The organism is uncultured Bacteroides sp., assembly GCF_905207245.1.
GTDB lineage: Bacteria > Bacteroidota > Bacteroidia > Bacteroidales > Bacteroidaceae > Bacteroides.
Window position 1 is genome coordinate 1 of sequence record NZ_CAJLKP010000045.1, and the last position, 26842, is coordinate 26842.

A 26842-nucleotide genomic window follows, 5' to 3' on the forward strand; every position below is an offset into this window, starting at 1 on the left:
AAGCCGTAGCGCGACAAAGTGGTGAGAGGGCCATCCAGCCAAGTCCACGGCACAAAGAAAACCGAACCCATGGACACCCGGACCGCACGGCGGTTCAAAGGGTCGCAAGAGTTACGTGTCAGCAATACGGCGTCCATCCCCAGTGCCGCCGCCGAGCGGAAGATGGCGCCAATGTTGGTGGAATCTACCACGCCGTCGATGACCACGATGCGCCGGGCATCCCGGCAGATTTCTTCCACGCTCCGAAGCACGGGGCGGCGCATGGCACAGAGCACGCCGCGCGTCAGAACGTAACCGGTGAGCGTGGCAAGCAGTTCCCTGTCGCCCGTATAGACGGGCACGTTGCCGCAACGCCTGATTATATCGGCCGCATCACCGGTGATGTGTTTCTGCTCGCACAAGAAGGCCAGAGGTTCATATCCGGCATTCAAAGCTACGTTGATGACTTTCGGGCTTTCGGCTATAAAGAGTCCCTTGTCGGGCTCAAGGCGATTGCGCAACTGGGCTTCGGTGAGGGTGCTGAACACTTCTACTCCGGGATGCGTCAAAGAGGATATTTCAATAATAGACATTCTTTTTAAATTTCAAATATTAATAATTATCTTTCCCACTCCCTCCAGCTTGTTTTCAAAGATGCGGTAAGCCTCTTCTATTTCATTCAACGGGAATCGGTGCGTGATGAGCGGGGTGGTATCAATCTTTCCCTCTTCAATGAGGCGAAGGATTTCGGCGCAATCGCACCCATCCACTCCGCCGGTCTTGAATGTCAGGTTCTTTCCGTACATGTCGGGCAGGGGAAATATCTGAGGGCGGTCGTAAAGGGCCACGATAGTAACAATGGCATTGGGGCGGGCGCACTCCCATGCCAGACGAAAAGTATCTTCGGTTCCGGCCACTTCCAGCACCACGTCCGCTCCGCCGTGGTCGCTATTTCTACGGACAAACTCTCGGCAATCTTCCGGGGCGGTCACCAGCACGTGCGGATAGTGTTGGCGGACAAAACGAATCCGTTCAGGGGATTTTTCGCAGATAATCAAGCGTTTGGGGTGTTTCAAGAGGGCGCAGAGCAAGGTGCAGATTCCCGTAGGCCCGGCGCCGATGATGAGCACCGTGTCTTCTTCGGTAATCTCCGAGATACGGGTAGCCCAAAAGCCCGTGGCAAGCACATCGCCTACAAACAAGGCCTGTTCGTCGCTCACCGTGTCCGGTATGCGATTCAGGCCTTGGTTGGCATAGGGCACGCGCACGTATTCCGCCTGACCGCCGTCGATGCGGCATCCCAATGCCCAACCGCCGTGGGGGTCGGTGCAATTGTTCACATAGCCGTGCCGGCAAAAGAAGCACTTGCCGCAGAAGGTTTCCACGTTCACCGTGACCCTGTCGCCGGGGCGGACGGAGGTGACGTCGGGGCCTACTTGCTCTACAATGCCCACCATTTCGTGCCCAACCGTTGTTCCGGGCACGGCGCGAGGCACGCTACCGTGCTTGATGTGCAGGTCGCTGGTGCAGATGCTACCGAGCGTCACGCGGACGATGGCGTCCCCGGCGTCTTCGAGCCGGGGAACCGGCTTCTCTAATAGTCCGAACTTTCCGTGTTCGATATAGGTATATGCTAACATAGTTTTATCAATATTTTTCCTTCCTTTCAAACTCCCCTTCTTCCGTATAATATTTCCATGTCCCCTTAGGCTGGTTTTTGGAATACTTGCCGCGGAGTTTCAATTTACCATTCTCATAATATTCGCGGTAGCGCCCGTGACGCTTCCCTTCCTTCACTTCCGCTTCACTCTTCAACGCGCCCTCCGGATAGAATTCCCTCAGGACATTGCCTTCAAACTTCTCGACGTAGAAACGCTCCAGTTCGCTCATCATTTCCTTCTCGGTATCAGCTTCTTCATTCAGTATGGAGTCTTCCCCCGTTGCTTCATCTTCTTCATCGGCATCAACCTCCGTAACCGCTTGGGGGGTGTACGGACTATAATCCATCACATATCGCAGGGAGGCCGACCGGCCCTCTCCCGTAATCTGCATGGTCCAGTAGGGAAACGAATACAAAATCTCCTTATCAGCCTGCATTTGCTTCCAAGTGAGCGCATTCACCATCGGCTTCAACTGAGAGTAAAACTTCTGCACATCCGTATACAAGAAAACCGTGGAACTTGAATTCAAATACGAAAACGCTTTCTTAAATCCCGGATTGTCCTTCAACAAATTCTTCTGCTCATAATCTTCCACAAACGAGAGCAGGGATGAAGCCTTATTGCTAAACACCACATAATCGTCCACATACGTATAGTATGGCTTCTCGAATTTATCAAACAACCCGCCGAAGAACAAACGGAAGAAGCCTTTCATCTCTACATAATTGATATCGAAGCCTTTATAATCAACCGTTTTAATCCGGAGCGGGGTGCGGCGCCTGATTTTCTTTTCAATAAACTCCATGTTTTCACGGGCATCTTTCATGTTCTTAGCCCCAATAGCCAGGATAAGTTCGGGGTCATGCCCCAGCAAGCCGGGCTCAGATTGCGTGATGGCAAACTCTCCCGACATCCAACTCAGGAAATTCTCTTCCAGAGATATGCCGAACAGCCCTTCAATCTTCTTCCGTGAGCTTTCATAAGAATCATACAATTGCTTGTCATGGAGGGAAAGTGCATTTTCCAGTTCCTTCATGAAAGTCAACGGATTACTAAAGCCGATATTGGTGTAAAGGGCGGTTCGTGCGGAGAGAATTTCGTGCGCTTTCATTTTATGTTTACCGGAATTCAACAAAGCCGCCACATACGGGTCGGCGGTGTCCTTGCACAAGGTGTAGCCTTTCACCTCCATCCGGTGTCTGTCCGTATCGAAATAAAGTCCGCCAAAGCTCATGGACTTACTAAACAGATCCAAATATTCGTTCCCGGCTCCCAGATAAATAGTCATGAACTGGGGCAGATATTCGTAGTTGACAAATACCCGGACAAGTCCTTTGCCGGAAACCAACTTCCGGGCTTCCACAAAAGAGGGGTCGAGCCCTATTTTAGGCGTATTGCGCGAATTGATGGCGGACTCCACCAACCAAGAGGTATAGGAACCTATAAAGTGATTGTCCACAAAGGCACAATAAAAAATATCCTGCGTATCGGGATTATGCATCTCAAGGATATTTATGCCACTATGCATGCGGTTAGTCACCTGATTGCCAGCCATCACCAGCACCGTTTCAAGCTGGCTTTTCAATAAATCCAACTTGGAGGCTTTCTGCATATCCAGCACAATCAGGAAATCCCAGTCGGTAGCACGCACCTTATGGATTGAAATCAGCATATCCCGCTTGCCAACCAGCGACAATAACATTTTATTACTACGGACCACCTCGTCAAGCGTCTCGACGTTCTTTGCAACCTCTTCAAAAGCTTTCGCATTCTTCAAGCATTGCCACGTGGCGCTCCTGCTGAACTTTCCCCAATCATCAATCGGAGCGGACGATTGAATGATGAACGCCGCATCTTCGGGCACCAGGTAGATTTGCTGAATGTTGCGGTCGGGCAAGATGAACACACAAAACATGGAGTACACAAAGTAGACCGCCAAGGCCAAGCCAGCCCCTACGAAAGTTCTTTTTACTATTTTCCCGGTGCTTTTCTTCTTCCCGGGTTCAGGTGGTAGCTCCTGAAATTGTTCTTGTTGTCCATTGACTAATTCGTCCATCCCTATCCTTTTTTCAATATGCTATTCACCACGCGTACCGAAGATACCAGTTTAGCCGTCGAAGTGAACACATCTACATTCCAGACGTGTGAGGAACGGCCTTTATGCACGATAGTCGCCACCGCCCTTACCGTGTCTCCTTCGTGAGCCGAAGAAATATGATTTCCGCTGACTTGCATGCCGACCACTATTTCGTCCGGCTTGCAAAGTATCATCGAGCCCAGTCCGGCAACCGTCTCCGCCAGTGCCAGGCTGGCTCCTCCGTGCAGGATGCCGAAAGGTTGGCGGGTGCGTTCGTCCACCGGCATGGTGGCCTCTACCCTGTCTTCGGAAGCGTAAGTATATTGTATGCCCAGATTTCCCATCAGAGCATGGCGTGCACGCTGGTTGAGTTGTTCCAAGGGTACGTCGGTGGGGCGGATTTCGGCAAGGATGGCCTTTTCTACCGCCTCGGCCACTCCGTCTTCGTCATTGGATGCGGTAATCCGGTCGGCACAAACCTTTACAGAGTCTTGTGCGTTTCCCATGGCAATGCCCAGCCCGGCGGATTGTATCATGGAGACATCGCAAACTCCGTCGCCAATGGCGATGACTTCTTCCGGACTGACACCCAGTTTCTCAAGCAAAGCGCCCAGCGTATTGGATTTATCAATGGAGCAGGGCACCACTTCGAGGAAATAGGGTTCTGAGCGAAACACGTCGAGCGCTCCGTTCAATCTCCGGCGCCAGTGGTTTTCCAAGCCCACCAGCGCTTCTTCGTCATCGCTGACGAGCATGCACTTGCATGGGGCAAAGTCCACCGCTATCGAGAACTCCGTTTCCGTCACAATCTTCAGTCCATTCAGTTCTGCTTCGCGGCGTATGTGCTCATTTTCGGGTGTATCGGTGATAAGGGTATCTTCGTGATAAGTAAAGATGGCAAATCCGTTTTTGCGGGATTTCTTTTCAAGATAAGGCAACATTTCAGGGTTTATCCGGCGCTCAAACAGGAGTTCTCCGTTTTGGGCATTGATAATCTGCCCGCCGTTATAGGAGAGGATGAAGCCTCCGTAATTGCCCAGTTCCAGAGTTTTGGCAATAGGCATAAGGCCATACGTCGGTCTGCCGGAAGCCAGCACGATACGCACGCCCATCTGTTGCACCTTCAACAAGGCGGCCAACGTGCGCTTACTGATTTTCTTTTCACTATCGAGCAGGGTTCCGTCCACATCAAGAACTAATAATTTGTATTTCATGACTTACCGGTTTTGAGTTAATGAAACAAAGGTAAAGTTATTCGAGAGAAAACACAATAAGTGACGGGGTTTTTCTTATTTTTAGAAAATTCTTTTATACCTTTGTCACACAATCAAGTTATAACATATTCTTCACAAAAATAGAAAGCCCATGAAGACTAACAAATCCGAAATGCAAGAAATTATGGAAAGAATCGTCTCATTCACACAAGAAAGAGATTGGGATCAATTCCATAATGGAAAAGATTTAGCCTTAGCACTTTCGATAGAAGCTTCAGAACTAAATGAGGCTTTTCTTTGGAAAAATGCCCAAGAAGTCAATATTGATAAAGTAAAAGAGGAACTGGCCGATATAATGAATTATGCATTTCTTATAGCACATAAATATGATTTAGACCTTAAAGAAATCATATTGACAAAACTTGCAAAGAATGCGGAGAAATATCCAGTAGACAAGTCAAAAGGAAACGCTAAAAAATATACTGAACTATGATTGTTTACCATGCTTCTAAAAAAGGATTCATAAGAGATGTCTTCAACGGAAACATTGCAGATGAAATAGATCATGCATTTATGGCACATCTCGGAAGACATACTTCTCCAAACGAGGTGAGGTCATGGAGAAATTCAATGATGTATATGTATAAGGTCATTGATACGCCAGACATACCGGACACTTCCAGCATTGCAATTGAATACCAGATACCATTAACTTCTAAACGAGTCGATTTTATTATTTCCGGATTAGATGAGAATCAGAAAGGAAATATAGTCATCATTGAACTTAAGCAATGGGAACAGGCCAAATTATCAAGTAAGTCCGGAGTGGTTCAAACCCGGTTCCAACACGGAGAAAGCGAAGTTACCCACCCATCATATCAGGCATGGTCTTATGCTTATATGCTGACAAACTATAATGAGACAATCAGAGAACAACAAATAGAACTTTCTCCATGTGCCTTCTTACACAATTATCAATCAGATAATATCATAGCCAATGCATGCTATCGGGAATACATTGAAAAGGCACCTGTGTTCTTTAAATCTGATGCCCAGAAGTTACAAGATTTCATTAAGAAACGCATCAAATTCGGAGCTAAAGACGATATCATCTGGCTTATTGATAAAGGGAAGTTGAGACCTTCCAAGCAATTAGCAGACACTTTACTCTCCATGTTACATGGCAATCAGGAGTTTGTTTTATTGGACGATCAAAAGATTGTTTACGAAACGGCATTAGAACTGGCACGGAATACCGCAAGCGGGAAGAAACATGTCTTAATTGTGGAAGGAGGACCCGGCACAGGTAAAAGTGTTGTGGCCGTAAATCTTCTGATACAACTGACCAAAGAAGGGTTGGTAGCCCAGTATGTATCCAAAAATGCAGCACCGAGAGATGTGTACACCGTAAAACTCAGCGGTAGTTATCAAAAGAGTTTTATCAATAATTTATTTGTTGGAAGCGGTAGCTTTATAGATGCGCCGGCAAATGTTTTCGATGCTCTAATTATTGATGAAGCCCATCGGTTAAACCTTAAAAGTGGTCTATACGGCAACCTTGGCGAGAACCAGATTCTTGAAATCATACGTGCCGCTAAATTCTCTGTATTCTTTGTTGACGACAGGCAAAGAGTACATATTAAAGACATCGGTTCCAAAAAGGCTATTGAGAAAGTTGCGGAAAGTTGTGGCGCCATTGCACATTATGCCAAATTAAGTTCTCAATTCCGTTGTAACGGGTCGGACGGATACCTCAGTTGGCTGGACAACACGTTGCAAATAAAAGAGACCGCTAACATTCACCTTTCATCAGAAGATTATGATTTCAGAATTTTTTCTGACCCCAATGAATTACTCGACACAATAAAAGTAAAGAATAAAATAAACAATCGTGCAAGAGTCGTAGCGGGTTATTGCTGGGACTGGAATAGTAAAAAAGACCCTGATGCTTTTGACATAGTAATACCAGAGTTCAATTTCAAGAAAAGATGGAATCTCAGTTCTGATAAAAATCTCTGGATTATCGGGAGCAATTCGGTCAATGAAATCGGATGTATCCATACCTGCCAAGGATTAGAACTGGATTATATCGGGGTCATTGTTGGCAAAGATATGAGATATGAAAATAACAAGGTAAGCACAGATGTAACCCAGCGTTCCAAACATGACCAATCTGTAAAAGGTTTCAAGTCTCTGCTAAAAGAAAATAAGAAACAGGCTTTACAAGATGCTGATGAGATTATAAAAAACACTTATAGAACCTTAATGACAAGAGGTATGAAAGGTTGCTACGTGTATTTTTGCGATTCTGCGTTATCCCAACATTTCATGAACCAACTACAACCTCTGCATGAAGAGAGGAAAGAAATACGCATAGAACCGGAAATTAATGATGACGTCAAGTATATAGATTTCCTTCCTCTTTATTCCATAAAAGCAGCCTGCGGCTATTTTGGAGAAGGGGAAATTGTAGATGAACTTGGCTGGATAAGAGTGGAAGGCATAGGGAAGCTGAATCGAAATATGTATATAGTGCAGGCCACAGGGCATTCTATGGAACCAATCATAAATGATGGGGACTACTGTGTCTTCAGAGCTAACCCCGCAGGTAGCCGGCAAGGCAAAATAGTACTGGCACAACATTACAACTTTTATGATGCTGACTATACAGGAGGCTATTCGATCAAAACATACCATAGTAAAAAGAAACAAGAAGGGCCAGAAAATTGGACACACGAAGAAATTGTACTTGAACCCAAAAATGCTAATTATAACCCTATAATCATCAATGAAGAAAACTCTGAAGAATTCAGAATTGTCGGTGAATTCGTTGGAACAATAAAACCTTGAGTATTGCTAAAATCAAGTTTAAGCTAAATCAATCAAAATATTAAGAAGCCGCACTTCAGCAAACAAAATTTTATCCATACCTTTACAGAGTTCTAATGCGCATATACATACTAAATAGGATTTTGATATGAAGAAACTGATTAGCATGCATTTTATAGGGATATTGGCATTAGCCATATTGTGTAGCGGATGTAGCACCAACCGCATGGCGGCGGGTGACCCGGGCGCCGTATTGGCGGGAGCCGCCATCGGAGGCAATGTAGGAGGCGCCATCGGCGGGCTGATAGGCGAGAACAACCGAGGATGGAGAGGAGGTTACCGTGGTTCTGCCATCGGCACTATTGTGGGAACCATTGCCGGAGCCGCCATTGCCAATGCCGCCACCGCCCCCAAACAAACGGAAGAATACAGCTACCGGGTAGAGAGAACCCAGCCCACCTATAATCCCCGATCGGAAGCGCGCCCCTCCGCCATCAACAACCTGAAGATACGCAATATACGTTTCATTGACGATAGCCGCGACCACGTAATCAATGCGGGTGAGAATTGCAAAGTCATCTTCGAAATTATGAACGAGGGAAACAGGACCGCTTTCAACGCGGTGCCGGTAGTGGCGGAAGTCACGGGCATGAAGCACATCTATATCTCGCCATCCGTCATGATAGAACAAATCGCTCCCCGCGAAGGCGTGAAATACACCGCCAACATCAGCGCCGGAGAACGGATAAAGACGGGAGAAGTCATCTTCCGCATTGCCGTAGCCGACGAAAACGGAGAGGAATATGACTGGCAAGAGTTTTCATTGCCCACCCAACGATGAACAATCTCTCATTAAAACAATAAAATCATGGCCGATAACTATTTAGAAAAGCAATACGAAGCATACGAAGCAAGAAAAGCCGCTTGGGAAAAAGAACGCAAATACGGGAAGAAGCATTCCCCCGCCAAGCGTCCGAAAACGGAGGAAAAGTCAAAAGGGAGTGAAGAAAGCTCAAAAAGAAGTGAAGCCTCCCTTCCGTAACCCCTTCAAAAATACACAGAACCTTGAAACATAATTATGGGGATGAGCAAAAGTCCGGAAATTGAAGTTTTCCGCTTTTGAATCATCCCCATTGTGTTAAGTAATCAATTGACAACTTAGTTTTCCCAACCTGTATTTTGTGTCAGATTTGGGTTACGTTCCCTTTCTGCCGGTGGAATAGGCCATCTCAACATACGGTCGCCCCAGGCAAATTGCTGAGCCGGCGCACTCCGCCCTATGCTACCGTCAATATTCTTCAACCCTGCACCAGAGAAGAATTTAGCCTCCTTATAGGTTCCACAACGTATTTCTTCAAAATAACTGATCGCTTCACCGCAGAACTCCCAACGATACTCTTTACGGATGCGTTTCCGCAAGTCATCTTGTCCGCTCACACTGGTGGGTTCATTCCCCCCACGCTTCAAGTCCGCTATTTTTGCACGTTGACGTACCTTATTAATATAGATGAGTGCTTCATCTACTTTTCCCTGTTCATTCAGCGCATCAGCCAATCCTAACAGGACATCAGCATAACGGATCAGAGGAACATCAATCGGCGAATTGTCACGGTCAAGATACGGGTCACTACCTGTACCGACAAACTTCCGGTAGAGATAATAGAAACTGGTCTTGGTGTTGGATTCAATATCATAGTTGGGCGCACCGTAAGAACGATAAGGCCAACGCAATGTATAAGTGTTCGGAACACCGCCTACAGCACCATTAAAGGTAGAGTACGGAGTAATGACAGAGGCATTCATACGTGAATCACGGTTAGTATAAGCTTTCAATATGCGCTCCTCGTTGGCTCCGGGAAGATATCTTTTCATAGCGGAAGTCACCTTTTCGTGAAGCTCTGGATTCTTGTCCTTATCCGGGATTAATGCTTGTTTTTCGGCTTCCGTCAGGTCGTCACGCAAGAAATAAACGATACGTTCTTCGGGGGTCATACTATTATAATCCGGTAGCACATCTTCCCAGTCGAACGATTTTCCGTCTGCCCACTCATAAGAATTAACGAAATCCGTATTAGGAGTAATATCTGCAATGCACCAACCATGAGTGATATGCGAACCGTAGTAACGGCTTATGCTATTCCCCAACCCTTGTGTACGGATACATTGCATAGAAAAAATCATCTCAGGGCATCTCTCATTCTCTTCTGTGAAAAGGTCACCAAAGTTTCCCTGGAAAAGTTCATAACCCAGTTCTCCCACTTTCTTAAGATCGCTTTCCGCTTTCGCCCACTCTTTCATCCAAAGATAAACCTTGCCGCGGAGTGCGTAAGCGGCGCCTTTGGTCACTCGTCCGTAATTAACATTATCCGCCGCATAACGACCGGGAAAGTCCGGATTATCAATGCAATCGGTTAAATCCGCCACAATAGCTTTCCACACATTTTCCGCCGTCTCACGCCCTTTAGTAAAACCTTCGGCAAGAGTCGGTTCCAAATAAACAGGAACACCATCGAACACCATATTCAGGCGATAGTAGGCATAAGCACGCAGAAACTTACTTTCGCACACCAGGCGATTATATTTAGCTTCCGCCAGGGGAGCTTTTCCCAGATTGGCAATAGCATCATTCGCACGGCTGATCATTTCGTAATGTTGCTGCCAATAACTGGAGAACATACCCTCGGAAGCGGAAACCCGGTTAGTAACCCAGTTAATCCACCCCCAAAGCCATACGTTATTGCCCGAAACACCAAAAGCTTCCAATTGGTCTATCTTTCCGGCAATCATGTTTTGTTTCAAAGCCTGATATATTCCGGTTACTCCCTGGTCTGCCAGCGATTCGGTGGTCCACATATTTTCGCTACCGACTTTATCGTACGGATAAGTATCCAACAAATCGTTTTTGCAAGAGGTGAGCGATGCTATGACACAGAATATTATTAGTATTTTTTTCATATCACAATAGTTTTATTAGAATGTTACATTTACACCAAAAGCATGTTGGCGGATAGGTTGATACTTGGGAGCGGCACCTTGTTCTGGGTCAACGCCAGGAAAAGAGTCTATACTGAAAAGGTTTTCACCGGAATAGTAGAATCTCACTTTCTCCAGGCTAATCTTACTCAACCATCTTTGCGGTAAAGAATAACCGATAGTCAGGTTTTTCAGTTTCAGATAGTCACCCTTGTACAGATAGAGATCGGACATCAGGGCATCAAGCACATTGCTGTTTGATGTGGATTGTGTGATACGACCGTATTTGGCATAAATATTGGTACGCGAATCATTCGGATTTTCCGGATCATAGAAGTAATGATCGCCTGCTATGTCGGCAGACATACCCCTACCGTACTGGAAGAGTGTAGAATTATATCCCTCTTTCTTCATCAGCAACTTGAATCCCGCCGCACCGGCAAAGTTCATTGAGACGTCGATACCCTTCCACTCAGCCTGTAACTGGAAGCCATATACATACTTCGGTATATTTGAAGAACCGAGGAAAGCACGGTCGGCATCATTACCAAAGGTTTTATCGCCATTGTTGTCAGCATAGATATAGTCGCCGTAGTATAAGCCTGAGCGTTGTCCTATTTGTTCCTTCGAGAAAGACTGGAAAGTGTAGCCGGCGGCAGCCATTGCTTTCACCCATTCCATATCAGTTTCGGTACGTATCATACCGTCGCTCGGTCCTCCACCGGGGTTAACCGTGCCGTCCGTATTAAAATGATTACCGCTTCCTTTATAGACCGTACGCAAAAAGTATTCATTCATCATTCTGCCTTCAACCACGCGTTGGTGACCACCCTGCGAAACGTCTCCGAGATTGCTCTGCCATACTTTGTTTCCGTTGGCGTCTTCTACCCATCCCTGCTTCAGGGCACCTTTATACTTGGTTACCTCATTCTTGGAATAACTCATGTTAGCGGATACTGCATAGTTGAATTTACCAATATTGTCTCTCCAGCCCACCGTAAATTCATATCCCTTGTTATCCAGTTTGGCAAGATTCATACGGGGCGCCACCTTATCACCTGTCGTAATAGGAATCGTTATCTGATAAAGAATGCCATCCGTCTTTTTCTGGAAGACATCCAGTTCAAAAGTCAACCGGTTATTCAGAAAACCTGCTTCCAGACCGAAGTTTGTAGTATTTGTGCTCTCCCAGCTCAGCAAAGGATTAGCAATGTCCCGTTGCACCAATCCTGCATATTGCGAATCGCCAAAAGGATAAGATACCACCGTATATCCGCCCTGATATTCATAATCGCCTACGGAAGAGCCACCGTAATTACCGTTCTTACCCCACGAAACTCTCAACTTTAAATTATCCAGCCAGTCACGGGTAGTCGCCATGAAGCCTTCTTCACTGATGCGCCAACCTGCCGATACGGAAGGAAAAGTACCCCAGCGATAATCCTTGTGAAAACGCGAATGACCATCATAACGCATATTGAACTCGAAAAGATAGCGGGACTTGAAAGCGTACGTCAGACGTCCGAAGAAAGCACGCGAAGCACGGTCTTTCATTGTGCCATAAGCATCTGTCACCTCGGTGCCGGAAGAAAGATTATGAATGCTTTCGTCAATCAATCCCTTGCGGGTTCCGCCATTGCTCCAGTCTTTCCAGTAATATTCCTGATAACCGGCCAAAGCCGTCACGTCATGATATTTGGCAAAGGTTCTTGAGAAGTTCAACAAATGTTCCAATGTGTAAGAATAAACATCATAACGGCCGGGGGGGGTTGATAACTGGTCGTTAGCCACTACGGGACTCAGTTCCATATTCCGGCTGAAACTGAATTTAAGTCCGGTACGGGGATTGCCCCAGCTATTGGTTTCCTGCCACAAGCGGTCATAATTCAGGTTAACATCGTAAGTAAGCCCTTCAAGAATCCGGAACTTCGCATACACCGTACTATTCAGGCGTACTCTTTCCTTCTGACCGTTAGCATAACCATCCAGACGTTCGCGAAGATTTATCGGACTTGGGTTTTCATTGATGCTCTCCACGCCACCATACTTGCCATCATAATATGGATAACAACCGGGAATGGCAGACAACAACCAATTGCTGATGGCATACGAACCGCTACCGTCAAAATCGAGACGTCCTATCCGGTCCTTGTTTCCGTAAAGACGGGCACCGACGGTCAGCCATTTAGTTACATCCGATTCAACATTCACACGCATATTGAAACGCTCCATACCAGAATAGTCAACCAACCCCGGATTATCAACATAACCCATTGACAACAAATAACGCGCATTACTGCTGTTCCCAGCAATAGAAACGTTGTGTTCTTGCTTGATGCTGTTCTTATTATACACTTCCTCCAACCAGTTCACGTTAGGATAAGCCACATAGTTCGGAAAACCATACTCATTCAATCCGTTGGGATCTTTAGCTTTTTCACGCCACAACTGTATGTCGGTGACCGGATCGAACGTCGTTCCTGTTCCGCCGCTCTGCCAGTTCGCCTCATTGGTGTACTCCATGAAATCGGCATAGTTGTTTACGGTTTTCGGCAGGTTCATAGGATTCATTACCGATACACGTCCCGAATAAGTAATCGTTGTTTTCCCTTCCTTATTGCCGTTCTTGGTAGTGATGAGAATTACACCCGCACCGGCACGTGCACCATAGATTGCCGCGGAAGCTCCGTCCTTAAGGATGGAGATAGAAGCAATGTCATTGGGATTCACATCATCAATCGAGCCTATCATTCCGTCTATCAGGATGAGGGGGCTGTTATCATTCAGTGTACCTACACCACGGATACGCAACGTCGCACCATCCGAACCGGGTTGTCCGGAGCCTTGACTTACAGACAAACCCGCACTCAGTCCGGCCAGCGAAGCGGATACACTTGTTATGGGGCGGGACACAGCCTGGTCTTCAAAGTTTATAGAAGATACGGCTCCGGTCACGTTCACTTTCTTTTGCGTGCCATATCCCACCACTACCACCTCGTCGAGCATAGCGACATCTTCGAGAAGAGTTACATTTATCACACTACGGCCATTCACCGTAATCTTTTGTGTCGCAAATCCTATAAAAGAAAAGAGGAGGGTTGAATTCTTATCGGGTACGGTAATATTATATTTACCATCCTGATCTGTAATAGTTCCCGAAGCGGTGTTTTCCACAGCAACCGTTATACCCGGCAATGGTTCATTCATTGCGTCAGTGACTACACCGCTGACAGTTACCTGCGCACCGGCCGTAAAAGATATAACGCCGAAGAACAACAATAATAGAAATTGTTTCATAAGCAATAGATTTTTCAAGGTATTATTCTTCACCTTTTGTTTGTTAGTAATTTAATTAAATGATCGATCATAAATTGGTGATGCAAACTTAGCGACTTATTGGCTATGCAGCTTGCCGGTTCCATTATATTTTTTGCGCATTTCAGCATATCACTATTTTTTCATCTTCAACAAACCCCATCACGGACAGTCCCTACCCCACTTTTCCCACTGCAAAGGCTTGCTTTCTTTGCTCTAATGGCGATTAATCTTGCTCTAATGACTATAAACTTAAAAAAGAAGAAAAACTGATAGGGGAGACTTCCTTATCTGCTATATTTGCATAGAATCATACGCTTATGAAAAACAGACAGCTATTTATCATCGGATGGATTTTCATGCTATTATCCATCACCGGCAACACTGCCGGAAAGCAACCTTATCGCTTTCATACGTTCTCACCCGAAGGTGGTTTTTACTACAACGGAATCAACTCCATCGTGCAGAATAAAGATGGACTGGTCTGGTTCATCATAGACAACGACCTCTACCGCTTTGACGGATATACACACAAGAATTATCACAAAGTGTTTTCTTCCGATACAAGCCGGAATTTAGGCCAAACACCCCAGTTCAACAGCATCAGCACGGACGACAAAGGCAACATATATGCCGGGACGAACAGCGGACTCTATATATATGAAAAGAGAGCCGATACATTCTGCAAGGTCAACGAACAAGCCATCGCAAACTTACATATAGACGCACATGATAACCTCTGGATGACCAGAGACGGTGAAATCAGTTTCCGCCATCCGGACGGTTCGCTGCACACCCCGCTTTACGGGAAGAAACCGCTTTCGTGGAGCACATCCTACACCGGAGATGAAGCAAGCTTATTCGTCAGCACAGCCCATGCCATCTACCGGTATAGCTACGACTCGGACAAATACTCCCTTTTTTACTCTTTCGAGAAAGGAATGGAGATACAAAGCATGGCACGTGACCGGAATAAACTATGGGTACTGATTACCGACCGGGGCTTGTTCCGCATCGACATCCCGACGGCAGCGGTAGAGCAATTCTACGATTTCTTCCACCTGGACAATGGCGGAAACGTACTGACCAAAATGATTAGCATCGATAAAAAACATTCCGTCTGGATCGCCACCCAAAAAGGATTATATATCCTCAACCCTGAAACCGGGCAATACACACGCTACATGCATTCCGAAACCGACCCGTTCAGCCTGCCGAACAACTCCATCTGGTGCATTACAAAGGACAGGCAAGAAAATATGTGGATAGGTACATATTCCGGCGGTCTTTGCTATGTCAATCTCGACGAAAATGTCTGGCTGAAAAGTTTCACCCCTCTGGTCAGCCCATTAAATCACAATCTGATAAGCGGATTTGCCGAAGATGACACTCATCTGCTGATTGCCACCGAAGGGGGCGGCATAAACCGGATGAACAAGCAAACCGGCGAATTCACCTACCTGAAAAACAACGGCAGCCCAAACAGTCTGGCATATGATAACACAAAATCCATCGTCTACGATTCGGAACAACGGTTGTGGATTGCCATGTTCAGGGGCGGACTGGATTGCTATGACACACGAACCCGGCAATTTACCCACTTCCGCCACGAACCGGGAAATGACAACTCGTTACTCACAAACGACCTGCGAAAAATCATCCTCGATGGTGAAAACGGATTGTGGATTGCCTACCAACTGAACAAACTGAAAATATCCTTTTACTCGTTTGCACGAAAGAAGTTCACCCACTATACGCTATCCGAGAAAAATGAATTTATACACGACTTCTGCCTGAACAACAACCGGCTCTGGCTGGTATCCGAAAGACTTTACATGTTCGACATAGCTTCCAGACACGCAGAAAGTTTCTCGGTGGACAACCGCTTGCTCAATTGCCAGTCAGCCTGCTTCGATGGAAACGGCGATTTATGGATCGGTACGGTCGGGCAAGGATTAATCAGATTCAATACACGCACCAAAGAGTTCCGGATACATGATGAAATCCTGCAACGGAATGTCTACTCCATACTCAGTCTGTGCACTGATGATGAAAACAATCTCTGGCTGGGCACGGACAACGGTCTGTTCCGCTACGAGACGGCCTCCAATGAGTATCTGCGCTTCGATAAGCAAGACGGTGCCCAGGGACAGGTGTTTTATCCGCTATCCACATTCAAAAGTCGCACGGGCGAACTCTACTTCGGCGGAACAAACGGTTTCACAAAGCTCAATCCCAAACTATTAAGCCGCAATATGCGCCAGCCTAACCTGATTATCCTCAATCTTCTGATAGACAATGTTCCGGCTATTCCTACCGGGGGAGATGCTAAGAACGATACAGCCTGGTTTCCCCGAAGCATCGTACTGAATCATAACCAGTCCACATTCGGCTTCACTTTTACCTCGGACAACTATCTCAATCCCAATAAAAACCTCTTCCGCTACCGCCTGCGCGGATATGATGACCGCTGGACAGAAGTCAGCGGGACAGGGCGCCTTGCCTCCTACACGAAAGTGCCGGCGGGCAAATACACTTTTGAAGTCATGGCAGCCAACAATAACGGGGTATGGAATTCCACACCTTACGCGATACAGATCAAACGCCTGCCCGCCCCCTGGCTGAGCCTGCCTGCCTATATTGTTTATATGCTGATTGCAGGAAGCATCCTCTTTTTCGTCCTGCGCCATTACAACATCCGCAAACAGATGAAGCTGCAACTCTACATGGAAGCTGTGGACAAACAGAAGAAAGAGGAGATTCACCAGTCGCAACTGCGCTTCTTCACCAACATCTCCCACGACTTCCGCACCCCGCTTTTCCTGATAATCGCAGTGCTGGAGAAGCTTCAGGAGACAGGATGGCGAACGGACTATTACCGCATTCTGGACAACAACGCCCAACGCCTTCTCAACCTGGTAAATGAGCTGATGGACTTCCGCACCATCGAAAACGGCAAGATGCCTTTACAGGTAACCCCGTTGGATGTGAACCATATGGTGAATGCCATCGCCTACGACTTCCGCAACTATGCATTACAGAAGGAAATGACTTTTGAAGTGAAATGCGACGAGTTGCCCATACCCATTCATGCGGATAAGCACATACTGGAAAAGATTTTGCTCAACTTACTGAACAATGCCTTCAAATATACCCGGCAAGGAGGGCATATCTCCATAGAAACATACAATGACGTGGAGAGCTTCCGTTCCTCACACGCCAATCACTTCACAGTTCAAGGAGATGTCATTCCGGAAGATGCTTTCCTCATTGTGGTGCGCGACACGGGTATCGGCATATCCAAAGATTCGATAGCCAGCGTTTTCGAACGTTTCTATAAAGTCAATACGGACCAAGCCGATGCACACCTGGGCACAGGCATCGGGCTGGCGCTGGTGAAAAGTTTAGTATTGTTGCACAAAGGTGTACTGACGATATACAGCGAACGCGAATCGGGCACGGACATAGTGGTTGCCTTATCCAAATCGAACCATTTCTACGCCCTTGAAGACAGGAAGACGGAGGAAGCGGATTCCCCCGTTGCCATAACAGAGCTGGACGAGTCGAGCGAAAAGCTGCTTTCGGAAAAGAAACACATCCTACTGGTAGAGGATAACGACGACCTGAGAGGGCTGATTGCAGAATCGCTTGCCGCAGACTATGAAGTGACCGAGGCAGCCAACGGTGCATTGGCGGCCGAGGCATTACGGAAAGATCCTTTCGACCTGGTTATCAGTGATATTATGATGCCCGTGAAAGATGGCATCACACTATGCCGTGAAGTGAAAAACGATATAAACCTCTCACATATCCCGTTCGTCCTGCTCACAGCCAAAACCGGACTGGAAAGTAAACTGGAGGGTGTGGACTCGGGAGCCGACCTTTATTTCGAGAAACCCGTCGACTCTAAGTTGCTGCGTGCCTCGGTGCAGAACATCTTCAATACACGCCGGAAGTTGCAGGAATATTATGCCAAGAACTACTTTGCCGATACATCCGAGCTTGCGGGCAGCCGCCAGGACAGGGAGTTTCTGAAACAGTTCATCGCAGTGGTAGAGAAAAACATCGACCAATCGGAGATGGATGTCAATTATATCGCTTCCGAACTATCTATCAGTCGTTCCAAACTCTATAATAAAGTGAAGAGTCTGACCAATAAGTCAATCGTTGAGTTCATCCTGCAATATCGCCTGCGAAAAGCTGCCCGGCTATTGGTGGAGGAAGACATGTCCATACGCGAAATCATGGAACAGGTGGGCATCGAAAGCCAGTCTTATTTCACTGCGACATTCAAAAAGGAATTTGACGAAACACCTACTGCATTTGCCAAAAGGCACGCTGAAAAGAGGAAGAAAGGGAATCAATAAATAGAAACCGCCTGCCACCTCTCCTCCGTCAGAAACACCCCGAAAGGAAACACCAAAGACAAGGCGTTTTATCCCCCATAAAACCGTCGGAAAAATGCTTGCGCAAGGAGTTAAAAATGGAAGCGCAAGCATTTTTAAACGGAAGCGCAAGCATTTTCGGATGCCTGCGCTTTCGTTTCCAGACAAAACATAAAATCTTTCCATTTCGCCCCTACAAACATCCCTGCAGCCGATTAGAGCAAAACAAATAGTCATTTCAGCAACATGAAAAGCATGCACGCCTCTTATTTTTGTGCATCGAAAAAACTGTTTATTAACGACTTTAATGTATGCTGAATATTAACATGAAAAATTGCATCACCACCGGCGTCCTATCCCTTATATTATCAATAGGTTCTCCATATCCGTGCGTTGCCCAAGGCGGAGAAGCGCTGCCCCCAAAGGCAGAAATACGCCATACGCTGCAAAATGTAACAGACAGGCAAATGGCCGATTTCCACTATTCCGCCAAAGGCAACGCTTTCCATCTGCACGACTATGGTATCGATGCCTGGACAAACGCCACGTTCTTCCTCGGACTGGCCGAATGGAGTTCAATAGCCCGGGAACCGGAACCCTACCGCGAATGGCTTCGCGAGAAAGGAGAACAGATGAACTGGCAGCTTCCGCGCAACTTCATCCATCATCCCCAATACGGCATGTATCATGCCGACGAATTGTGCATAGGGCAATTCTATCTTGCCATGTACGACTGCTATCAGGACAAAAAAATGATGGAAGACACCCGGCAACGTCTGGATGCCATCATCGCCAATCCGCCAAAACCGGATATGAGCTACCTGAACAAACAGGCGTGGACCTGGTGCGATGCCCTGTTCATGGCACCGCCCGTTTACGCCCGGATGGCAGCAATCACGAAGGAAAGCAAGTACACCGACTTCATGGACCAACAGTTCCGAAACACCTGCAATCATCTGTACAGTCCCGCAGACAGCCTGTTCTATCGCGATGGAAGCTACTTCGACCGAACGGAACAGAATGGAGCAAAAATATTCTGGGGCAGAGGAAACGGTTGGGTAGCCGCCGGACTCGTGAATATCCTCAAAGTACTGCCTCGGTCGTCTGAGCACCGCTCCTTCTACGAAGCCTTGTTCGCGCAGCTATGCACCCGCCTTGCCCGGCTGCAAAGCGCTGATGGCTTCTGGCATGCCAGCCTGCTCGACTCCGCAGCCTATCCTTCGCCGGAAACAAGCGCCACTTCCCTCATCACCTATGCACTTGCCTATGGCGTAAACCACGGTTTGCTGGAGAGAAAGACCTTCTACCCCACCATCGTCAGGGCATGGAGCGCACTCACCTCCGCCATAGACGGAGATGGCCGGCTGGGATGGGTGCAACCTATCGGTGCAGACCCTAAAACCGTAACCCGTGACATGACCTCCGTGTATGGGCCCGGTGCCTTATTGCTCGCTGGAACAGAAGTTATCCGCCTCGACAGCCCGTCGGACACCGACAATCAGGCGGCATCCGCACCGGGAGGCAGAATCGTCCTCCCCTTCAACAAAGACTGGTCGTTCAGGCAGGGACCTTTCGAACAGAATCCGATACTGGCAGCCGCCAGTCCCTTTTCTCCGGACGAGTCCATCACAGGGGGATTCAGCAATCAGAAGTGGCAAACCGTAGACGTTCCGCACACCTGGAACGCCACGGATATGCAAACAGACAAAAACAACTTCTATGCCGGAGAAGCCTGTTACCGGAAAACCTATACCCCCGGCATTTCACTGAAGGACCGTCGCATCTTTCTGCGCTTCGAAGGCGTGGCAAGCACGGCAAGCGTTTACGTCAACGGCACATTGGCGGGGAAACACGAAGGGGGATACTCCGCTTTTGCCATCGAAATATCTCCTCTGTTGAACTTCGGAAAGCCGAACGAGATACTGGTTTGCGCCGACAATGCTTCACGCCCGGACGTAATACCTGTGAATCACAACCTGTTCGGCGTATACGGCGGCATCTACCGCCCGGGGTCACTCGTCATTACCGAAAAAGCCCATATCGCCATTACCGACCACGCCTCACCGGGCATTTATATCACGCAGAAACAAGTCAGCCGGAAATCCGCCGACATACGCATACTCACCAAACTTGAAAACAAATACAATCACACGCTGGACTTGCGGTTAACCACCACTATCTACGAAACAGACGGCCGTGTGAAAAGTAAACTACAAAACGACATAGCCCTTTCCCCCCAGGGACGCCAGGCATTTGAGCAACCACTCACATTGCAACGCCCGCACTTATGGCAGGGACTGGAAGACCCCTATCTGTATAAAGTCGTCACACAACTGGCAGACCGCCAAGGACGAATCATAGATGAAGTGACGCAGCCGCTTGGCGTGCGCCACATAGAGCTACGGCAGGGAGACGGCCTCTATCTGAACGGAAAGCACGTACCGATGTACGGCGTATGCCGCCATCAGGACCGCTTAGGCGTGGGAAGTGCCCTGACAAATGCACATCATGACGAAGACCTCTCCCTTATCCGCGAAATAGGAGCTGCTACTATTCGGCTGGCACATTATCAGCAAGCGGAATACGTCTATGCCCGATGCGACAGCATTGGCTTCCTGGTGTGGGCTGAGATTCCATTCGTCAACCGTGTCACCATGCAAGAGGCCGGCAATGCCCGCCAGCAATTAGTCGAACTGATTCGCCAGAATTACAATCATCCGTCCATCTACGTATGGGGGCTGCACAATGAAGTATATATCCCCCACAACTACACCGCTGAACTTACCGCCGAACTGCACGACCTGGCAAAGTCGGAAGACCCGGGACGGTACACCGTAAGCGTCAACGGCTACGGAGATGCCGGACATCCCGTCAATATGCAAGCGGACATTCAGGGCATCAACCGCTACTTCGGATGGTATGAACGCAAAATGCAGGACCTCAAGCCCTGGCTTGAAAGTCTGGAACGGAATTACCCCGGACACCACATCATGCTGGCGGAATACGGCGCCGAAGCCAACATCGACCAGCAAAATGAAGTAACAGGGGATGCGGGTGACTGCTGCGGATTCACCAGAAAGTATAACGAAGCTTTCGCCACACGCCTCCATGAGGAACAATGGGGATATATAGCCAACTGCCCTTATCTGGCAGCCTCTTACCTTTGGAACATGTTCGACTTCTGCACCCCCATGTCATCGCAGGGAGAAGTCGAAGCCCGAAACATGAAAGGGATGGTTACGTTTGACCGGAAAGTCCGGAAAGATCCCTTCTACTGGTACAAGGCCAACTGGAGTAAAGCCCCCGTGGTGTACATCACCGGCCGGAGAAACAGAAACCGCTATCGTGCCGACACTTCCGTCACCGTCTACTCCAACCAGGGCGAACCTGCTCTCTACATCAACGGGAAGAAAGCGGGAAGCCCCAGGCAAGGAACCACTTCCGTTCATTTCATCTTTGATAATGTGAAACTGGCACTCGGCGAAAACATCCTGGAAGCGAAGGTGCAACAGAAAGACAGCGTAATTCAGGATTGCATCGTCTGGTACTATCATCCTGAAAATGAAACTGAAAATCAAACCATACTAATAAAAGAAAAAGAACACACCGGATTATGAAGAAAATTACATTATTTCTAATCGGCTTATGTATCTGCTTTTCCGCCGAGATTCACGCACAGGAAAAGCGCTCCTCCATCCCGCTGAAACACGGTGCCCACCGCATCGGTAAACGCACAGACCCTGAAATGCAGCGTTGGCGCGAGCACGGACTGGGACAATTCATACATTGGGGATTGTATTCCATTCCCGGAGGATTCTGGAAAGGACAGTATTATGACTATGCCGCCGAACAAATACGTTCTTGGGACCTCGTGCCCAATGAAGAGTATGACAACCTCTGCAATGAGTTTAACCCTACAGCCTTCGATGCTCGCAAATGGGCACGCCAGGCAAAGGAAATGGGTGCCCGTTACCTGATTTTTACCACCAAACACCACGATGGCTTTTGCATGTGGCCCAGCAAATACACTGATTTCACCATTGCAAACAGTCCGTATAAGAAAGATATCGTAAAGCAAGTGGTAGACGCTTATAACCGCGAAGGCATAGACGTTATTCTCTATTTCTCCATCATGGACTGGCATCACCCGGACTTCCGGGGCAGTATCAACAACCCCGAAGACAGCCTGGCGAACGAACGGTTCAAACAGTTCACCCGCAACCAGTTGCTCGAACTCGTCACCAACTATCCTACACTGAAAGGGCTTTGGTTCGATGGTACCTGGCACGCTGCCTGGAAACAAGAAGCTGAGTTTGCCGATAACCTTGAGAAAGAACTGCGCATCCTCAAGCCCGATCTCATTATCGGAAGCCGCTTCCGCCCCGACGACTACGGTAAACGCGGCACTGACTCTAACGGTGACCTCATGGGTGATTATGAACAGGGCTGGGAACGTGATTTGCCCAACTCAAAGGAAGAACTCTATGGCAACGACTGGGACTGCGTAATGACCATCCCCGAAAACCAATGGGGATATCACTCTGAGTGGAAGGGATATGTCAAGACAGCTTACGACCTGATAGAGATGCTGGTCAAGTCTGTATCGATGGATGGCAATTTCGTGCTGAACTTCGGTCCCGACAGCAAAGGAAATATCCGCCCGGAAGAAACCCGGATTGCCGGAGAGATAGGAAAATGGATGAAAACCAACAACGAAGCCATCTATGCCTGCACTGCATCCGAGCTCAAACCGCAAGGTTGGGGATATTTCACCCAAAAAGAGAATAAACTCTATCTTACGGTCTTCAACCGTCCGATAAATAACCGGGTGAAATTTGAAGTGCCCAAAGGTACCGTCAAAATCAGGAAAGCTTATCTGTTGGCAGATAAACGGGAAATGGACATCATCGACGGCGGAAGAAATAAGAAAAACGACCTGCTCTATCAGATCGCCATTCCCAAAGGATTTACGCCCGACCAGCCTTTTGTCATCGTAATAGAACTGGAAGACAACAGGAATGATAAAAATCAATACCAGCAAGCATTAACTTAAAAAAATAAATGAACATGAAAAAGTATCTTCTGATGATTGTTGCAGCCGCCTTGTGCTTATACGGCTGCCAGACCCAAGAATGTAACAGAGTCATCCCCACTCCCACTCCCGAACGTCCGGCAGGACAGACTGATGTGCTGGAGTTAGCTTGCGCCCCTATTCCCATTGTGCGTGTAGCCTTTATCGGATTGGGGATGCGAGGCCCCGGAGCGGTGAGTCGCATGACTCACATACCGGGAGTAGAAATCATAGCCTTGTGCGATGTGGAACAGGAAAATACAAAACGTGCCAATAAAATACTGGAAGAACGCGGCCTGCCCAAAGCGCAGGAATTCTACGGAGACACTTCCGTATGGAGAAAAATCACCGCTTTGCCCAATGTAGACCTTATTTATATTGCTACGGACTGGAAGAGCCATGCTAAAATGGGAATACAGGCCATGAAGGACGGAAAGCATGTGGCCATCGAAGTGCCTGCCGCAATGAATATGGACGAAATCTGGGGCCTCATCAACACCTCGGAAGAAACACGCAAGCACTGCATGCAACTGGAGAATTGCGTATATGACTTCTTTGAACTGACCACGCTGAACATGGCACAGCAAGGGCTGTTCGGTGAAGTTCTGCATGGTGAAGGCGCCTATATTCATGGTCTGCAACCTTATTGGGAGCAATACTGGAATAACTGGCGTATGGACTATAACCGTAAACACCGCGGAGATGTGTATCCCACCCACGGACTGGGGCCCGTATGCCAGGCAATGAACATCCATCGGGGCGACAAAATGAATTATCTGGTATCAATAGATACTAAAGCGGTAGGCAACCCGGCGTTCATCAAAGAAAAAACAGGCGAAGAAGTGACTGATTTCCGCAATGGCGAACACACCTGCACGCTGATTGGCACTGAAAAAGGAAAGAGCATCCTGATAGAACACAATGTTACCTCGCCACGCCCCTACAACCGGATGTATCAGCTCACCGGAACCAAAGGGTTTGCCAATAAGTATCCGGTTTCCGGTTATGCCCTCGACGGCGGAGAGATTGATCCTGAAATTGCCGCCAACCACGAAAACCTGAATGCACACGACTTCGTACCCGAAGAAGTGAAAGAGGCTCTGATGGAGAAATACAAACATCCCATCGTGAAGGACATCGAAGAGTTAGCCAAACAAGTGGGAGGACACGGCGGCATGGACTTCATCATGGATTACCGCCTGATTTACTGCCTGCAAAACGGCTTGCCACTGGACATGGACGTATATGACCTGGCAGAATGGTGCTGCCTCATCCCGCTAACGGAGATTTCATTGGATAACAACAGCGCCCCCGTGGAAATACCGGACTTCACCCGTGGCGGCTGGAACAAACTTAACGGACTGAAATTCGCCCAATAACTTATATGCGACCTAAAATCTATTTATGCTGTATGCTTCTGCTGATAACCCTGTCGGCAGAAGCATATCAGGAACGCAACTTGCTTCAGAAACAAGCGAATGTGCAGACCCTCACAGAATGGCTTGTACCCAACCAGAAATGGATACCTTATCCTGATTATAATAATCGTGAGGGCTGGGCATCATTTCTGGGAGATAATGCAGCGTATTGCATTGAGCAAGGAGAGAAATATCTCTCTTATCAATGGCAGTTAGTGAAAGCCACAGACTATCTGGAATATACACGTACCGGAAACCGTAATCAGATGGCGGACATCTACAATGCCAACATCTATGCCATCACCAGCCTGTTCATGGCAGAACTGGCGGAGGGAAAGGGACGTTTCGTGGATGGGTTGTTGAACGGGGTGTTCCAAATCTGCGAGATGACTTCCTGGGCCATTTCGGCACACGTGGTTTCACAACGGGCAGGCGGCTCCTTTCCTGTGAAAAACGACCATGTGCTTGCACTCGTGTCCACTGATGTAGCGGCTACTCTTTCCTGGATTCATTATTTCCTGCATGAAGAATTCGACAAAGTCGCTCCCCATTTCTCCGAACGGCTTCGCGAGGAAATCAGGGAGCGCATCCTTATACCTTATATGAAAGAAGACCGTTTCTGGTGGATGGCGTTCAATGTGGACGGGGACAAGGGTTTCGTGAATAATTGGAACACATGGTGCAATTCGAATATCCTGCAATGCTTCCTGTTGTTGGAAAACGACCGGGAAAAACTGGCAAAAGCCGTATATCGCAGCATGGTGTCCGTAGATAAATATATCAACTACACCAAAAGCGATGGTGCCTGCGAAGAGGGACCGTCCTATTGGGGACACTCCGCAGGAAAACTATTCGACTATCTGCACCTGATATACAATGCGACCAATGGCAAGATTTCCCTTTTCAGCAATCCGATAATCAAAAATATGGGAGAATATATTTCGCGTTCTTATGTCGGAAACGGTTGGGTGGTAAACTTTGCCGATGCATCTGCCAGAGAACAGTTGGATTATCATCTCATAGCCCGTTACGGCGACAAAGTGGATAGTAAAGAGCTGAAAGAATTTTCCGCTTATCTCAAAAAACAGCATTATCGCCCCGTAACTATTGAAAGGGATATGTTACGTACCCTTGAGAGTTTCCGCTATGACCGGGAAATAGGCTCTTACCCTCCGGCCCATCCGCACATTCCATATACTTATTATCCGGAAACTCAATTTTGTTATCTCGCCAATAAGACTCTGTTTCTGGCAGCTAAAGCCGGGTACAATGACGAGAGCCATAATCATAACGATGTAGGGACATTCAATCTATATGTAAACAACCAACCTGTCATTGTAGACATCGGTGTGGAGACTTACACCGGTAAGACTTTCAGTAAAGACCGGTATACGATATGGACCATGCAAAGTGATTACCATAACCTGCCGCAAATCAATGGACAGCAACAAGAATATGGACGGGCATACAAAGCCAGACAGGTGGAAGCGAATCCTGATAAGAAAACCTTCTCGATGGACATAGCAGGTGCATATCCCCCAAAAGCGGGCATAGAGAAATGGCAACGTACTTATCGGTTGGCAGCCAACACGCTGCATATTGAAGACGATTTCCAACTGGATAACCCGTCAGTTCCCAATCGGCAGCACTTCATCGTATGGGGTGACGCAAAAATCATTCAACCGGGAACTATCCGGATCAATAGTAACAATGAAATTGTAGAATTGACCTATAACCCACTGCAACTGAACGCTACCATTGAGACACTGGAAGTCAAAGACCCGCGTTTAACCCGTGTATGGGGCAATGAACTGACCCGCATCATACTGGAAGCCTCAAATGTGCAAGTCCAAGGCATATATAAAACAACCATTAAATCCATTAGAATAAAATGATGAATATAAAAGGTTTATTACTACT

At 47.6% G+C, this 26842-nt stretch carries 15 protein-coding genes; 9 read left to right on the plus strand and 6 right to left on the minus strand.

All coding sequences use genetic code 11. The features are described from left to right. The 4 genes from QZ135_RS14165 to QZ135_RS14180 all read right to left on the minus strand — a co-directional run. The coding region (locus QZ135_RS14165) for a TrmH family RNA methyltransferase (RefSeq protein ID WP_294610484.1) at positions 1-572 on the minus strand (572 nt) is incomplete at its 3' end. 12 nt (positions 573-584) lie between these two features. Continuing rightward, positions 585-1619, minus strand: a complete 1035-nt coding sequence (locus QZ135_RS14170; RefSeq protein WP_294610487.1) for an alcohol dehydrogenase — start codon at positions 1617-1619, stop codon at positions 585-587. Positions 1620-1626: 7 nt separating this feature from the next. Continuing rightward, on the minus strand, positions 1627-3696 hold the full coding sequence (locus tag QZ135_RS14175; RefSeq protein WP_294610490.1) for a DUF3352 domain-containing protein: 2070 nt from the start codon (positions 3694-3696) through the stop codon (positions 1627-1629). Positions 3697-3698: 2 nt separating this feature from the next. After that, complete coding sequence (locus QZ135_RS14180; RefSeq protein ID WP_294610493.1) at positions 3699-4931, minus strand: Cof-type HAD-IIB family hydrolase; 1233 nt, start codon at positions 4929-4931, stop codon at positions 3699-3701. Positions 4932-5082: 151 nt separating this feature from the next. On the opposite strand from QZ135_RS14180, the gene QZ135_RS14185 reads away from it, so the two are divergent. From QZ135_RS14185 to QZ135_RS14200, 4 genes are all read left to right on the plus strand, one after another. Then, complete coding sequence (locus QZ135_RS14185) at positions 5083-5424, plus strand: nucleotide pyrophosphohydrolase (RefSeq protein ID WP_025832847.1); 342 nt, start codon at positions 5083-5085, stop codon at positions 5422-5424. After that, on the plus strand, positions 5421-7781 hold the full coding sequence (locus QZ135_RS14190; RefSeq protein ID WP_294610497.1) for a DNA/RNA helicase domain-containing protein: 2361 nt from the start codon (positions 5421-5423) through the stop codon (positions 7779-7781). The genes QZ135_RS14185 and QZ135_RS14190 overlap by 4 nt, the downstream gene beginning before the upstream one ends. Before the next feature lie 127 nt (positions 7782-7908). After that, positions 7909-8601: a glycine zipper family protein gene (locus QZ135_RS14195; protein WP_294610500.1), complete on the plus strand. Its 693-nt coding sequence runs from the start codon at positions 7909-7911 to the stop codon at positions 8599-8601. 27 nt (positions 8602-8628) lie between these two features. Further along, on the plus strand, positions 8629-8802 hold the full coding sequence (locus QZ135_RS14200) for a hypothetical protein (RefSeq protein ID WP_294610502.1): 174 nt from the start codon (positions 8629-8631) through the stop codon (positions 8800-8802). Between the two features lie 116 nt (positions 8803-8918). Here the strand turns inward: QZ135_RS14200 and QZ135_RS14205 are convergent, their stop codons facing one another. Both QZ135_RS14205 and QZ135_RS14210 read right to left on the minus strand, forming a co-directional pair. After that, a complete protein-coding gene (locus QZ135_RS14205; protein WP_117987364.1) occupies positions 8919-10715 on the minus strand; it encodes a RagB/SusD family nutrient uptake outer membrane protein in 1797 nt (598 codons plus the stop codon). 15 nt (positions 10716-10730) lie between these two features. Then, complete coding sequence (locus QZ135_RS14210; RefSeq protein ID WP_294610505.1) at positions 10731-14030, minus strand: TonB-dependent receptor; 3300 nt, start codon at positions 14028-14030, stop codon at positions 10731-10733. Positions 14031-14368: 338 nt separating this feature from the next. On the opposite strand from QZ135_RS14210, the gene QZ135_RS14215 reads away from it, so the two are divergent. The 5 genes from QZ135_RS14215 (at position 14369) to QZ135_RS14235 (ending at position 26817) form a co-directional block, all read left to right on the plus strand. Further along, a complete protein-coding gene (locus QZ135_RS14215; RefSeq protein ID WP_294610509.1) occupies positions 14369-18415 on the plus strand; it encodes a hybrid sensor histidine kinase/response regulator transcription factor in 4047 nt (1348 codons plus the stop codon). Between the two features lie 329 nt (positions 18416-18744). After that, on the plus strand, positions 18745-22050 hold the full coding sequence (locus QZ135_RS14220; RefSeq protein WP_294610512.1) for a glycoside hydrolase family 88 protein: 3306 nt from the start codon (positions 18745-18747) through the stop codon (positions 22048-22050). Further along, positions 22047-23486, plus strand: a complete 1440-nt coding sequence (locus tag QZ135_RS14225) for an alpha-L-fucosidase (RefSeq protein ID WP_294610515.1) — start codon at positions 22047-22049, stop codon at positions 23484-23486. The genes QZ135_RS14220 and QZ135_RS14225 overlap by 4 nt, the downstream gene beginning before the upstream one ends. Before the next feature lie 14 nt (positions 23487-23500). Then, the gene (locus tag QZ135_RS14230) at positions 23501-24883 is read left to right on the plus strand and encodes a Gfo/Idh/MocA family oxidoreductase (RefSeq protein ID WP_294610519.1); all 1383 of its coding nucleotides are present in this window, start codon (positions 23501-23503) and stop codon (positions 24881-24883) included. A gap of 5 nt (positions 24884-24888) precedes the next feature. Continuing rightward, a complete protein-coding gene (locus tag QZ135_RS14235; protein ID WP_294610522.1) occupies positions 24889-26817 on the plus strand; it encodes a heparinase II/III family protein in 1929 nt (642 codons plus the stop codon). Positions 26818-26842: the final 25 nt, after the last annotated feature.